This window comes from Agreia sp. Leaf335 (genome assembly GCF_001423605.1).
In the GTDB taxonomy this organism is placed as follows: Bacteria; Actinomycetota; Actinomycetes; order Actinomycetales; family Microbacteriaceae; genus Agreia.
This window is the reverse complement of record NZ_LMOQ01000002.1, coordinates 202,911-215,765: the sequence shown is the minus strand read 5'-3', so window position 1 is coordinate 215,765 and position 12,855 is coordinate 202,911. Positions and strand designations below refer to the sequence as shown.

Here is a 12,855-nt window from a genome sequence, read left to right as displayed (position 1 = left end):
CCCAGTGTGAGCGCCCGACGGCCGAGCGATCGAAGTCGTCGCAGATCTGTGGAGAACTCGTGATCAACCCGGAGTCGTCAACCCAGAGTCATCAGCCCAGAGCGTCGAGCCAGACCTTCCGCGCGTCGAGGGACTCCTGGAGTTCCTTCGCCTTGCGGGCGTCTCCGGCGTCCTTCGCCGCGGCGATCTCCACCTCGAGCTTCTCGATGGCATCGTGCAGCTGGCCGGCGAGGCCCTCGGCCCGGGCCTTCTTCTCGGGGTTGTTGCGCTGCCAGAAATCCTCGTCGAGCTTGCGCACCGCCGCCTCGACCTTGCGAAGTCGATCTTCGATCGGCTTCACCTGGTCGCGGGGTACCTTGCCGATCTCGTCCCATCGACGCTGGATGCCGGTGAGGACGTCTTTCGCCCGCGTACGGTCGGTCTCGGTCAGCAGGGGCTCCGCCTCGGTGAGGAGAGCGAGCTTCAGCTGCAGGTTTCCGGCGAATTCCTCATCGTCTTTCGCGATGATCTCGCTGCGTGCGCCATAGACGACGTCGCCAGCCGCCTTGAACTTCTCCCAGAGGGAGTCGTCGTAGCGCTTGCCGGCCCGGCCCGCCTTCTTCCACTCGTCGAGGAGGTCACGGTAGGCGTTGACGCCGTCGGCACCCTTCTCTGCGAGGGCCTCGGCCGCGACGACGAGCTGCTGCTTCTTCGTGCGCGCGTCGCGGTGGGCATTGTCGAGCTCGGAGAAGAACGCCTTGCGGTGCTGCTCGATGATCGTGCGAGCGTCGCGGAATCGCTTCCAGAGTTCGTTGGCCTCGGCACGCGGAAGGCGCGGGCCCTCCTGCTGATGCTTCTGCCAACGGGAGAAGAGCGAGTCCAGCGTGCTCGTGACCTGCTTCCACTGAGCCTTGGCGGGGTCTTCGGCGGCCAGGGCCTCGATCTCGACGACGATCGCGGTGCGGTACTCGACGGCCTCGGCCAGCTGCGCCTTCGCCTCGGCGGACTGCTGCTCGTTCAGTGCGCCCAGCGTCTCTGTGAGCGCCGCGAGCCTGGTGGAGAGGGCCTCGAGATTACCGAGCGCGTTCGCGCTCGACACGGCCTCGCTCAGAGCCTTGACGGCCTTGCCGATGTCCGCGGCAGAGGCGCCACGCTTGGCGCGCTGCTCGAGCAGGGTCACCTGGCCGGCGAGATCGGTGTATTTGCGTTCGAAGTACCCGAGGGCCTCCTCGGCCGTGCCGTCGGGATACTGCCCGATCACACGCTCGCCGGACGCCTCGCGGAGATAGACCGTTCCGGTCTCATCTACGCGTCCAAATGGATGCTCAGCACTACTGGTCACGAAATTCACCCTGTCGACGTTGTTCGGAATGCGCTATTCAACCCTATTGCACGGTGGCAGGAGGTTACTGAACTGCAATAGAGCCGATGGTAACGGGAATCGCGGGCTTGCCGTCGGCGGAACCGTCGGCCGTACCGGCATCGACGACTCCGGCCTTGAGAGCGTCGAGCCCGCTCGTGACCGTTCCGAGCACCGTGTAGCCGCCGGCGGCATCGGAGGGGATCGTGGTGTCCTCATAGACGATGAAGAACTGGCTTCCCATGCTGGAGCCGTTGCCTCCCTGGCGCGCCATCGCGATGGTTCCCGCCGGGTACACGTCGCCCTTAGGGGCATTCTCGATGGGGCCGAAGCTGTAGCCGGGGCCGCCGGAGCCGTCGCCGTTCGGATCGCCGCACTGCAGTACGCCGAATCCGGGGGAGGTGGTCAGCCGGTGACACGTGAGTCCGTTGTAGAAGCCCTTCTGGGCCAGGGTCACGAAGTTGGCAACGCCCTGGGGAGCGGCGGCGCCGTCGAGGGAGATTCCGAGGGGAACGTCGTTGACCGTCATCTCGCCGGTCCACGTCCGGCCCTCGGCCGCTGCGGGGTCGGGCACGTCGGCCGAGTTCGGGGTCGACGTCGGTGCGGGCGTGTCGGTGGATGCCGCGGTCGAGCTGGGCGACGGCGTGGGCGTTCCCGGGCCGCCCGAGAAGTAGAAGACCTGCACGACGACCGCGGCGGCGATGACGAGGACCGCCACGAGCACGGCCACGACGTTGTCGCGCCTGCGTCGGGCGATCTTCGAGGCGTGCATAGTCTGCCGCGCCTGGTAGTCGCGCAGACGCTGACGTGCGGCGCGGGCCTCTCGGTCCTGATTCCTCGGTGCCACGGATCCTCCATCGCCCGACGGATCGGACGAACACTCGTATGTTGGGTTCGACGGGATCGCGTCGCGCGCGTGAATCCCTCCTGAACTTTACGGGCCACGGCCCCTCCGCCCCAACCCGGAGCTCGCGGGGTCACTGTCGGATGCTGCCGGTAGCCTTATTTGATGGTCACCTCTCAGCCCGGTCTGCACAGCGGATCGGTTCCCCTCGCCGTGCGCATGCGCCCCCGCTCGCTCGACGAGGTGGCCGGGCAGAAGCACCTTCTGCGCCCTGGCTCGCCCCTGGTGAACCTGGCGTCAGACACCGAGGGCACGCAGGGCTCCGTCTCCGTCATCCTGTGGGGTCCTCCCGGTACGGGCAAGACCACGCTGGCTCAAGCGATCGCGCACAGCTCCGGTCGCAAGTTCGTCGAACTCTCCGCGGTCACCGCTGGCGTGAAAGACGTGCGTCAAGTCATGGAGGAGGCGTTTCGCAGCCGCGATCTCTATGGGCTGTCGACCGTTCTCTTCCTCGACGAGATCCACCGCTTCACGAAAGCGCAGCAAGACGCACTCCTTCCCGGCGTCGAGAACGGCTGGGTCATCCTGGTCGCCGCCACGACCGAGAATCCGTCGTTCTCCGTCATCTCGCCACTGCTCTCCCGGTCCCTACTCCTCACTCTCGAGCAGCTCAGCGACGACGATCTCGGCATCGTCGTCGATCGTGCGGTAACGGATGCCCGCGGTCTCGCCGGCCGCGTCCGTCTCGATCCCGACGCGCGCTCGGCCATCGTGCGCCTAGCATCCGGAGACGCGCGTCGCGCGCTCACAGCCCTCGAGGCCTCCGCGGGGTCGATTCTCGCGTCGGTCCCGCCGAGCGCGAGCGACGCCGATGACGATGAGGAAGCCGAAGCCGAAGCCGAAGCCGACGCCGACGCCGACGCGGCTCCCCTCATCACCGAGGAGACAGTCGCGCAGGCGGTCGACCGTGCCCTCCTGCGTTACGACCGCAACGGCGACGAGCACTACGACGTCATCAGCGCGTTCATCAAATCGATCAGGGGGTCCGACGTCGACGCATCTGTGCACTACCTGGCTCGCATGATCGAAGCCGGCGAGGACCCGCGCTTCATCTGCCGCCGGCTCATCGTCTCCGCCTCCGAAGACATCGGCATGGCAGACCCGCAGGCGCTGGTCGTAGCTGTAGCTGCGGCCGACGCCGTGCAGTTCATCGGAATGCCCGAGGGTCGGATCCCGCTCGCCGAGGCCACGGTCTATCTGGCGACCGCACCCAAGTCGAACGCCTCGTACCTGGCGATAGACCAGGCCATCGGCGATATCAGAGCGGGAAAGTTCGGGCGCGTGCCGAAGCATCTCCGCGACGCGCACTACCCGGGCGCGAAGAGACTCGGCCACGGCAAGGGCTACAAGTATCCGCACGACGACGACAGGGGAGTGCTCACCCAGCAGTACCTGCCAGACGAACTGGGCCAGACCGAGTACTACCGACCTACGGAGCACGGAAACGAGCGAGACGTGTCGGCTCGCCTGGCCAAGATCCGTCAGATCACCCGCGGCCGATAAATCCTTGCACCCACCGGCCGCCGGGAGCCGTGCTTCCCTGTTCGTCTGTGGTAGTGTCGATACGCCTGTTCCGGGTGGCTTTCGTGCGGCTGCGAATCCATTCAGCGAAGATGGTCGTGTTCTGTAGCCGAACCGACCTCGGCACAATCCCCTCATTTTCCTCCGCAGACGAGGCTGATCCCCACGGATCGAGTCTCCGATCGCGGCGATTTCTCTGTGCGGACAGACACTCTGTTCGCACCTCATCCAGCACGACGATTCACTGAAAGGATGTACATGTCTACCAAGTCACGTACACGCAGCAAGACCCGCCTCTCGCGAGCCCTCGGCATCGCCCTGACCCCGAAGGCCGCACGCTACCTCGAGAAGCGTCCCTACGCTCCGGGCGAGCACGGTCGCACCAAGCGCAAGACCGACTCCGACTACGCCGTGCGTCTGCGGGAGAAGCAGCGTCTGCGCGCCCAGTACGGAATCCGTGAAGCCCAGCTGAAGATCATCTTCGAAGAGGCACGCCGCGCCAAGGGCCTGACCGGTGAGAACCTCGTCGAGCTGCTCGAGATGCGTCTCGACGCCCTCGTCGTGCGTTCTGGCCTCGCCCGCACCACCGCGCAGGCTCGCCAGCTGGTCGTGCACCGTCACATCCTCGTCGACGGCCAGCTCGTCGACCGTCCCTCCTTCCGCGTCAAGCCGGGACAGCTCATCCACGTCAAGCCCAAGAGCGAAGGAACCGAGCCGTTCCAGGTAGCCGCCGCCGGTGGTCACCTCGACGTGCTCCCCAAGGTCCCGGGTTACCTCGAGGTCGAGATCGACAAGCTGCAGGCTCGCCTGCTCCGTCGTCCGCTGCGCGCCGAGGTCCCCGTGACCTGTGAAGTGCAGCTCGTCGTCGAGTACTACGCCGCACGCTGATTCATCGCGTGCCCATTGGGTACGCTGAGGGCGGGTCACCGATTTTTCGGTGGCCCGCCTTTCGTCGTTCACGGGCGAACTCAGACACATCGTTCGCTCATGGTGCAGCGAAACAAGCAGGAGGTTTTCTATGTCAGGTGGAGACATCGCCGGACTCATCGCAGCCGGAGTCTTCGCGATCCTCGTGGCGTTCCTCGCGCTGCCGCTCATCAAGCTGGGCGGCGTCTTCGACGAGACGCGCTCCGCCATCAAGGAGCTGAGCGACAACGTCACCCCGATCCTCGAGGAATCGACGGTGACGATCCAGGAGGCGAACAAGCAGATCGCCCGCGTCGACACGATCACGAAGAACGTCGCCGAGGTCACCGGAAACGTCACGAGCCTCGTCGCCCTCTTCGCGGCCTCCGTCGGCGGACCGCTCATCAAGGTGGCCGGATTCAGCGCCGCCGTCAGAGCCGGCATCCTGAGCTTCCGAGGCCCTAAGAAGCCGTCCGCCCGCAGCCGCAGGTCGAAGTAGTCGGTCAGTGACGTTCTTTCTGATCGTCCTCGCCATCGGCCTCGCCGTCGGCCTGTTCTTCATCGTGCGCTCCACGGTGCGTTACATCCGGTACAGCGATGCCTCCTCCGACCCCGATGTGGGAGTGAATCCCCAGGCCGACTACATCTTCGGGCGCGTGGGGGCCCGGGGGACGCCCGTCGAGACCGACACCGTTCCCGCCGTCGTCGACGCGCCCTTCGGCGACCAGGCAGCGCCCGCGGTCGCTCCCATGGAGGTCGGAATGGTGTTCGGCAATCCGGGCGGACGGCATCCGATCACCCGCTACGACATCCCGGATGGGCTGCGCCTGACACTGCCAGAGCTTCTGCAGGGCCTCCGCCGCGAGCTCGTGACCGGCGACGAGGCGTGCAGCATCGTCGCGGCCGGAAAGGCCGGCTCCAGCGATGCGCGTCTCGACTCAGCGGCCCGGGTCGCAGCCCTGCGAGACGATGTCGCGACGCTCGAAGCGGTTCTCGCCGAGAGCGCGGGCGGCGACCCCGATGACGCCGTACTCGACCAGGTGTGGATCTATGTGGTGCTGAATCGCATCGCCGTGTCGTGGGAGAGCTACGGCGCCCCGCGTGACGTGTTGGCGGCATCCGTTCGCCAATTCGAATGGCTCGATGCGGAGCTGTCTGCATGGCTGACGATTCTCGACGACGACACAGACGACTCGACGCTCGACGCCGTGTGGCGACAGAGACTCGACGACGAGGTCTCCCGGCGGGCAACGGCTCTGGCCGTGCGTGCCGACTAAACTCGACTTCATCCACAAGCCCAATCCGCTTCTCGAGGAGAGAACAATGAAGAACATTCTGTGGCTCGCTTTCGGAGTCGCCCTCGGATTCGTTGTCGCCCATCAGGTCAACCAGACCGCTGAGGGCAAGAGGTTCTTCTCCGATCTCGACAAGCGCACCAAGGGGTTCACCGAGTCGGTCGTCGACGGGTACCGCGAACGGGAGTCCGAGCTCCGCGCCGTCCTCTCCGACGCCGGCGATACCATCGCCTCGACCGGCCGCTAAGACTTTTCCCTTCCGCGTCGAACACTGCGATCGATCGCAGTCCGACGCACCGAACGCAACGGAACTCATGAACACCGCCGACATCCGCCAACGCTGGCTCACCTTCTTCGCAGACAAAGGGCACACGGTCGTTCCGAGCGCATCGCTCGTCAGCGACGACCCGACCCTGCTCTTCACCGTCGCGGGCATGGTGCCGTTCATCCCATATTTGAGCGGCCTGGTGCCCGCGCCGTATCCGCGCGCGACGAGCGTGCAGAAGTGCATTCGGACCCTCGACATCGAAGAGGTCGGCAAGACAACCCGTCACGGCACGTTCTTTCAGATGAACGGCAACTTCTCCTTCGGCGACTACTTCAAAGAGCAGGCGATCCGCTACGCCTGGGAGCTGCTCGTCACTCCCGAGGCCGACGGCGGACTCGGCTTCGACGAGAAAGACCTCTGGGTCACCGTCTACGAAGACGACGACGAGGCCATCGAGTATTGGAAGAAGACGGCCGGCCTGCCCGACGAGCGGATCCAGCGGCTCGGAATGGACTCCAACTACTGGTCGACCGGCCAGCCGGGACCTGCAGGTCCCTGCTCGGAGATCTTCTTCGACCGCGGTCCCGCCTACGGACGCGAGGGAGGACCGGCGGCCGACGACGATCGCTACATCGAGATCTGGAACCTCGTCTTCATGCAGTACCTGCGCGGCGAGGGCACGGGCAAGAACGACTTCGAGATCCTCGGCGATCTGCCCAGCCGCAACATTGACACGGGTATGGGCCTCGAACGCGTCGCCTTCCTCAAGCAGGGCGTCGAGAACCTCTACGAGATCGATCAGGTGCGCCCCGTGCTCGACACCGCGTCGCAGATCTCCGGCCGAGGGTACGGCGCCGACCACGAAGACGACGTCCGGATGCGCGTGGTCGCCGACCACGTTCGGAGCGCGTTGATGCTGATGTCCGACGGCGTGATGCCGTCGAATGAGGGCAGGGGATACATCCTGCGGCGCCTGCTGCGCCGCTCGGTCCGTTCCATGCGTCTACTGGGCGTCGACACGGCGGTCTTCCCCGAGCTCTTCCCGGCATCTCGCGACGCCATGAAGGCCGCCTACCCCGAGGTGGAGACCGACTTCGACCGCATATCGCGAACCGCATACGCCGAGGAGGAGTCGTTCCTGCGCACCCTCAGCGGCGGCATCAACATCCTCGACCTGGCCGTGAACTCGGCCAAGGACAAGGGCGCCAAGGCTCTGGCGGGCGACACCGCGTTCCAGCTGCACGACACCTACGGATTCCCGATCGATCTCACGATGGAGATGGCGGAAGAGGCCGGGCTCGCCGTCGATCGCGTGGCCTTCGAGTCGCTGATGAGCGAGCAGAAGCAGCGCGCCAAGGCCGATTCCAAGGCCAAGAAGCTGGGTATCACCGACCTCGGCGTGTACAGCCAGTTCCGCGCCATCGGAGAGACCACGTTCCTCGGCTACGACGAGCTCGTCACCGAATCGAAGATTCTCGGCCTCATCATCGACGGACAGTCGGTGACGAGCGCCGTCGCCGGTGAGACACTCGAAGTCATCCTCGCCGAGACCACGCTGTATGCCGAGTCCGGTGGGCAGGAGGCCGACTCCGGCACGATCCGGGGCGACGGCTTCGAACTCGAGGTGCTCGACGTGCAGAAGCCCGTCAAGGGGCTCATCAGCCACCGTGTCCACGTCACGAGCGGCCAGGTGTCGGTCGACGACGCGGCGACCACCGTGGTCGATCCCGAGTGGCGCCGCGGTGCTACCCAGGCCCACTCCGGTACCCACCTCGTGCACGCAGCACTCCGCCAGACGCTCGGCCCGCAGGCTCACCAGTCGGGCTCGTACAACAAGGCGGGATACCTGCGTCTCGACTTCTCGTGGAACCAGCCGCTGTCGACCGAGACCCGCTCCGAGATCGAAGAGATCTCGAATCTCGCGATCCGCAGCGACCTCGAGGTCGTCACGCGTGAGCTGCCCCTCGACGAGGCGAAGGCTCTGGGCGCCATGGCCCTGTTCGGCGAGAAGTACGGCGACGTCGTGCGTGTCGTCGACATCGGAGGCCCCTGGTCGCGCGAGCTCTGCGCCGGAACGCACGTGCAGCACAGCTCCGAGATCGGCATGATCAACATCCTCGGCGAATCGTCGATCGGCTCGACCAACCGTCGAGTCGAGTCGCTGGTCGGTATCGAGGCGTTCCGCCAGTTCACGGCCGAGCGCAGCGTGGTGACGCAGCTGGCGACCACACTGAAGGCTCCCCGCGAAGACGTGCCCGCACGAATCCAGGATCTGGTCGCGAACCTCAAGGCCGCCGAGAAGAAGCTCGCGGCCTACGAGGCGAGCGCCCTGAGCGCTCGGGTTCCCTCGCTGGTCGACACCGCCCGTACGGTCGGCGAGCTCCGGCTCGTGGCCGCCGACGCGGGAGCGCTGTCGTCGTCCGACGACCTGCGAGCCCTCGTCACCGGGGTTCGCGAGCGGCTCGGATCGGCTCCGGCCGTCGTGGCCCTCGCGGCTGTCGTCGCCGAGAAGCCTGTCGTCATCGTTGCGACCAACGATGCGGCTCGCGCGCTCGGACACCGGGCCGGTGTTCTCGCCAAGCAGGCCGCATCCGTTCTCGGCGGTGGGGGCGGCGGCAAGGACGACCTCGCCCAGGGTGGCGGCACGAACGCAAGCGCCATCGACAGCGCCCTCGCGGCGGTGTCGCAGACGGTTCTGGGCTGATCGGGTGCGGTCAGGCGTTCGCCTCGGCGTCGATGTGGGCAAGGCCCGCATCGGCGTCGCGCGCAGCGACTTCCACGGCATGCTGGCGACTCCGCTCGAGACCGTTGCTCGAGCGACAGGCGACAGCACGGCAGACCTCGATCGGCTGACGGTCCTCTGCGACGAACTGGACTGTGCGGAGATCATCGTGGGCCTGCCACTGTCGCTGTCGGGGGGCACGACGCCCTCGACGGATGACGCGATCGCGTTCGCGGGCCGACTCGCGATCGCCACGGGCAGGGCCGTGCGGATGATTGACGAGAGACTCACGACGGTGTCGGCTCAGGCCGCGTTGCACACCTCCGGCCGCGCCGTGAAAGGTTCGCGTCCCGTGATCGACCAGATCGCCGCGGTTATACTTTTGCAGCATGCCCTCGATTCGGAGGCGTCCACGGGAAACCCGCCCGGGATCGCCGCATCCGAGTTGGGACCCGATCCACAGGGGGATTACCGTGACTGACCGTCAGCCACCAGAAGACCACCCGTTCTCCGAGTTCCTGCGTGAGCCCGCTTCGACGTCGAAGCCCGGGGCCCAGCCGAACTCTCGCAGGGAGCGGCGCGAGACGCACGGCTCCGTGCAGCACACGGCGAAGACGCCGCGGCGACGGCGGCGAGCGCTCACAGGCGTGATCGTGACGGTCGTCATCCTCGGTCTCCTCGCCGGAGGAGGTGCGTTCGTCTACTCGACGTTCGAGCCCCAGATCACCGCCATGCTCAGCCCGAAATCCACCGACGACTACAGCGGCAACGGATCGGGCGAGGTCATGGTGAAGATCGCCGACGGCGAATTCGGCGACGCCATCGGTGTGAAGCTGCAAGAGGCCGGCGTGGTGAAGAACTCGGACACCTTCTACTCGCTTCTGCTCAAAGAGAACCCGCAGCCCGTCTTTCAGACCGGCACATTCAAGCTCGCAGCGAAGATGAGCTCGAAGTCCGCACTCGCCGCGCTACTCGACCCGGCGAACAAGGTCGACTACACCGTGACGATCCCCGAGGGCACCACGGCCTCGGGCATCTACCAGTCGCTGGCCGACGTGACCGGGCTGTCGTTCGACGATTTCAAGGCGGCAGGAGCCGACTTCGTCTCGCTCGGGGTGCCGGCCGAGGCGCCGAGCGTGGAAGGGTTCCTGTTCCCGGCCACCTACGAGTTCCAGCCCGGACAGACGGCCGCCGAGATGCTCAAGACGATGGTCGACCGCACGTATCAGGCCCTCGATGCCGCGGGCGTCGCGCCCGATCAGCGTCTGTACGTGCTGACTCTCGCCGGACTCATCCAGAGCGAGTCCGGCAGCAAGGACGACATGTACAAGGTGTCGCGGGTCTTCCAGAATCGCATCGCCGACGGCATGAACCTCCAGTCGGATGCGACCGTGCGGTACGGCGCAGGCGGTGGGGAAGTCGACACCACGGAGGCCGAACGCGAAGACGCGTCGAACCCGTACAACACGTACGCGAATGCGGGCCTGCCCGTCGGACCCATCTCCAACCCCGGCGACGACGCGATCGATGCCGCCCTGCACCCCGCCGAGGGAGATTGGCGGTACTTCGTCACCGTCAACCTCGACACCGGCGAGACCGTGTTCTCGGTGACGCAGGAGGAGCACGACGAGGCCGTCCAGCAGTACCAGGCCAACCACTGACGCCGATGACCCACGTGAACGCGCCCGCGGCATCGTCGAGGCGCCTGGCCGTCCTCGGCTCGCCGATCGCGCATTCCCTGTCTCCACGTCTGCACGCGGCCGCCTACGCCGTTCTCGGGCTCGACTGGCGCTACGACGCCATCGACGTCTCCGAGAGCGATCTCGCCCCCTTCGTCACCGGCCGTGGAGGCGAGTGGCTCGGACTCTCGCTGACCATGCCACTGAAGAGCAGCATCCGGCCCCTGCTCGACAGTCGTGACGAGTTGAGCGTGCTCACCGGATCGACCAACACGGTGCGCTTCAGCCTCAGCGGTGGCGAACGCCGCCTCGACGGCTTCAACACCGATGTAGGGGGCATCGTGCGGGCGCTCGACGAGAAAGCGATCGCGTCGGCCCGGCACGTCGCCATCCTGGGCGCGGGCGCGACAGCAGCGTCCGCCGTCGTGGCCGCGGCCCAACTCGGGGCGGAGCACGTGAGCATCCTCGCGCGCAGTCCGGAGAAGGCGGCAGACCTCGAGCAGATCGGCCACGCCGCCGGCACCTCGATCGCGATCCTTCCGCTCACCGTCGCGTCGTTGGACGTCATCGACGCGTCGCTCGTGATCTCGACTCTTCCGGGGACCGCGGAGGCCGCTGGGTTTCTCTGCGACAGCACGCTTCCCGGCCGATCCGATCTGCTCGACGTGGCCTACCATCCGTGGCCGAGCGCGCTCGGCGCGATCTGGAGCGCCTCGGATCGGACGGTCGTCTCGGGATTGCGCATGCTGCTCCATCAGGCGCTCCTTCAGATCCGCATCTTCGCGAACTCCGACCCGGCGCTTCCCCTGCCGGACGAGTCCGCCGTGCTGGCGGCGATGGAGTCGTCGGTCGAGAGCGTCGACGGGCCACGAGAGCGGTAGCTCCCCGCCGGAGGCCGGAGGCGATCTATGGGAGGATCGATTGTCGGCTGTCCGCACGCCGACACGTCTGGCCGCCGGTCACCGGCCGCCGTCGCCCATCCTGCCGCCTGAAGGAACAGCCCTCATATGCTTCGTTGGATCACCGCCGGAGAATCGCACGGCCCCGAACTCATCGCCACCATCGAGGGGCTGCCCGCCGGCGTTCCCGTGCTGATGGACGCGCTCCGCGCAGACCTCGCGCGGCGCAAGCTCGGCTACGGCCGCGGGGCACGGATGAAGTTCGAACAAGACGAGCTGACGATCTCGGCCGGCGTCCGACACGGCTACTCGCTCGGCAGCCCTGTCGCCATCCGCATCGGCAACACCGAGTGGCCGAAATGGGTAGAGGTCATGAGCCCCGAGCCCGTCGACGCCGATCTCGCGAGTCGCGGCCGCGGAGCGCCACTCACGCGTCCGCGCCCCGGTCACGCCGATCTGGTGGGCATGCAGAAGTACGGCTTCGACGAGGCCCGGCCTGTTCTCGAGCGCGCCAGCGCCCGGGAGACCGCGGCGCGGGTCGCCCTGGGCGCCGTCGCGAGAAGCTTCCTGTCGGAACTCGGCATCTCCCTGGTCAGCCACACGCTCTCCATCGGCCCGGTGCGCGTTCCCGAAGACAGCCCGCTGCCTGTGCCTCGCGACGTCGCGGCGCTCGACGCCGATCCTCTGCGCTGCTTCGATGAGACGACCAGCGCCCTCATGGTGGCGGAGGTCGATGCGGCGCACAAAGACGGCGACACGCTCGGTGGCGTCGTCGAGGTTCTGGCCTATGGCGTTCCGCCCGGCCTGGGATCGTACGTGCACTGGGACAGACGCCTCGACTCCGCGCTGGCTGCCGCTCTGATGGGCATCCAGGCGATCAAGGGCGTCGAGGTCGGCGACGGGTTCCTCACGACGACGCGCCGCGGATCGGATGCCCACGACGAGCTCGTGCAGTCGGACGGCCGCATCACGCGACTCAGCGACAAGGCCGGTGGCACCGAAGGCGGCATGAGCACGGGCACCGTGCTGCGTGTTCGCGCCGGAATGAAGCCGATCGCAACGATTCCCCATGCGCTCCGCACCGTCGACGTCGCCACCGGCGAGGCCGCGGCCGCCCATCACCAGCGCTCCGACGTGTGCGCCGTCCCGGCGGCGGGCGTCGTCGCCGAGGCCATGGTGGCGCTCGTGCTCGCCAACTCGGTGCTCGAGAAGTTCGGGGGCGACTCCGTGGCCGAGACCAAGCGCAACCTCGAGTCGTACCTGGCGCACATCCCCGACCGTCTCGCATCCGCCGGTATCGACGGCTCCGACTGAGGCCGCGC

12 protein-coding genes are annotated in these 12,855 nt (G+C 66.9%); 10 read left to right on the top strand and 2 right to left on the bottom strand.

The genetic code is table 11. From position 1 onward, the window contains the following. Nucleotides 1-91: 91 nt before the first annotated feature. Both ASF79_RS07080 and ASF79_RS07075 read right to left on the bottom strand, forming a co-directional pair. Nucleotides 92-1,321: a DUF349 domain-containing protein gene (locus ASF79_RS07080; protein WP_055854539.1), complete on the bottom strand. Its 1,230-nt coding sequence runs from the start codon at nucleotides 1,319-1,321 to the stop codon at nucleotides 92-94. Between the two features lie 64 nt (nucleotides 1,322-1,385). Continuing rightward, entirely contained in the window at nucleotides 1,386-2,186 is an 801-nt protein-coding gene (locus tag ASF79_RS07075) for a peptidylprolyl isomerase (protein WP_055853422.1), read from the bottom strand. Between the two features lie 162 nt (nucleotides 2,187-2,348). On the opposite strand from ASF79_RS07075, the gene ASF79_RS07070 reads away from it, so the two are divergent. The 10 genes from ASF79_RS07070 to aroC all read left to right on the top strand — a co-directional run bounded on the left by ASF79_RS07070 (nucleotide 2,349) and on the right by aroC (nucleotide 12,847). Then, nucleotides 2,349-3,746 carry a replication-associated recombination protein A gene (locus tag ASF79_RS07070; RefSeq protein WP_082495745.1) on the top strand — a complete coding sequence of 466 codons (1,398 nt, stop codon included), beginning with the start codon at nucleotides 2,349-2,351 and terminating at the stop codon, nucleotides 3,744-3,746. A gap of 276 nt (nucleotides 3,747-4,022) precedes the next feature. Next, nucleotides 4,023-4,652 carry a 30S ribosomal protein S4 gene (gene rpsD / locus ASF79_RS07065; protein ID WP_044439195.1) on the top strand — a complete coding sequence of 210 codons (630 nt, stop codon included), beginning with the start codon at nucleotides 4,023-4,025 and terminating at the stop codon, nucleotides 4,650-4,652. Between the two features lie 130 nt (nucleotides 4,653-4,782). Next, complete coding sequence (locus tag ASF79_RS07060; protein ID WP_055781267.1) at nucleotides 4,783-5,169, top strand: DUF948 domain-containing protein; 387 nt, start codon at nucleotides 4,783-4,785, stop codon at nucleotides 5,167-5,169. Between the two features lie 7 nt (nucleotides 5,170-5,176). After that, a complete protein-coding gene (locus ASF79_RS07055) occupies nucleotides 5,177-5,947 on the top strand; it encodes a hypothetical protein (protein ID WP_055853419.1) in 771 nt (256 codons plus the stop codon). 46 nt (nucleotides 5,948-5,993) lie between these two features. Next, on the top strand, nucleotides 5,994-6,212 hold the full coding sequence (locus tag ASF79_RS07050) for a hypothetical protein (RefSeq protein ID WP_055854532.1): 219 nt from the start codon (nucleotides 5,994-5,996) through the stop codon (nucleotides 6,210-6,212). A gap of 67 nt (nucleotides 6,213-6,279) precedes the next feature. Next, complete coding sequence (alaS, locus tag ASF79_RS07045) at nucleotides 6,280-8,937, top strand: alanine--tRNA ligase (protein WP_055853417.1); 2,658 nt, start codon at nucleotides 6,280-6,282, stop codon at nucleotides 8,935-8,937. 4 nt (nucleotides 8,938-8,941) lie between these two features. Further along, complete coding sequence (gene ruvX, locus ASF79_RS07040; protein WP_055853416.1) at nucleotides 8,942-9,436, top strand: Holliday junction resolvase RuvX; 495 nt, start codon at nucleotides 8,942-8,944, stop codon at nucleotides 9,434-9,436. Next, entirely contained in the window at nucleotides 9,429-10,616 is a 1,188-nt protein-coding gene (gene mltG / locus ASF79_RS07035; protein WP_235500680.1) for an endolytic transglycosylase MltG, read from the top strand. The genes ruvX and mltG overlap by 8 nt, the downstream gene beginning before the upstream one ends. A gap of 5 nt (nucleotides 10,617-10,621) precedes the next feature. Then, on the top strand, nucleotides 10,622-11,515 hold the full coding sequence (locus ASF79_RS07030) for a shikimate dehydrogenase family protein (RefSeq protein WP_055853414.1): 894 nt from the start codon (nucleotides 10,622-10,624) through the stop codon (nucleotides 11,513-11,515). Nucleotides 11,516-11,641: 126 nt separating this feature from the next. Further along, entirely contained in the window at nucleotides 11,642-12,847 is a 1,206-nt protein-coding gene (gene aroC / locus ASF79_RS07025; protein ID WP_055853412.1) for a chorismate synthase, read from the top strand. The last annotated feature ends 8 nt before the right edge of the window (nucleotides 12,848-12,855 follow it).

What these genes read in the sequence shown, in the direction of transcription:
- ASF79_RS07060 (WP_055781267.1), top strand. Translation starts at nt 4,783, where the DNA reads ATGTCAGGTGGAGACATCGCCGGACTCATCGCAGCCGGAGTCTTCGCG.
- ASF79_RS07030 (WP_055853414.1), top strand. Translation starts at nt 10,622, where the DNA reads ATGACCCACGTGAACGCGCCCGCGGCATCGTCGAGGCGCCTGGCCGTC.
- aroC (WP_055853412.1), top strand. Translation starts at nt 11,642, where the DNA reads ATGCTTCGTTGGATCACCGCCGGAGAATCGCACGGCCCCGAACTCATC.
- alaS (WP_055853417.1), top strand. Translation starts at nt 6,280, where the DNA reads ATGAACACCGCCGACATCCGCCAACGCTGGCTCACCTTCTTCGCAGAC.
- rpsD (WP_044439195.1), top strand. Translation starts at nt 4,023, where the DNA reads ATGTCTACCAAGTCACGTACACGCAGCAAGACCCGCCTCTCGCGAGCC.
- ASF79_RS07070 (WP_082495745.1), top strand. Translation starts at nt 2,349, where the DNA reads ATGGTCACCTCTCAGCCCGGTCTGCACAGCGGATCGGTTCCCCTCGCC.
- ASF79_RS07050 (WP_055854532.1), top strand. Translation starts at nt 5,994, where the DNA reads ATGAAGAACATTCTGTGGCTCGCTTTCGGAGTCGCCCTCGGATTCGTT.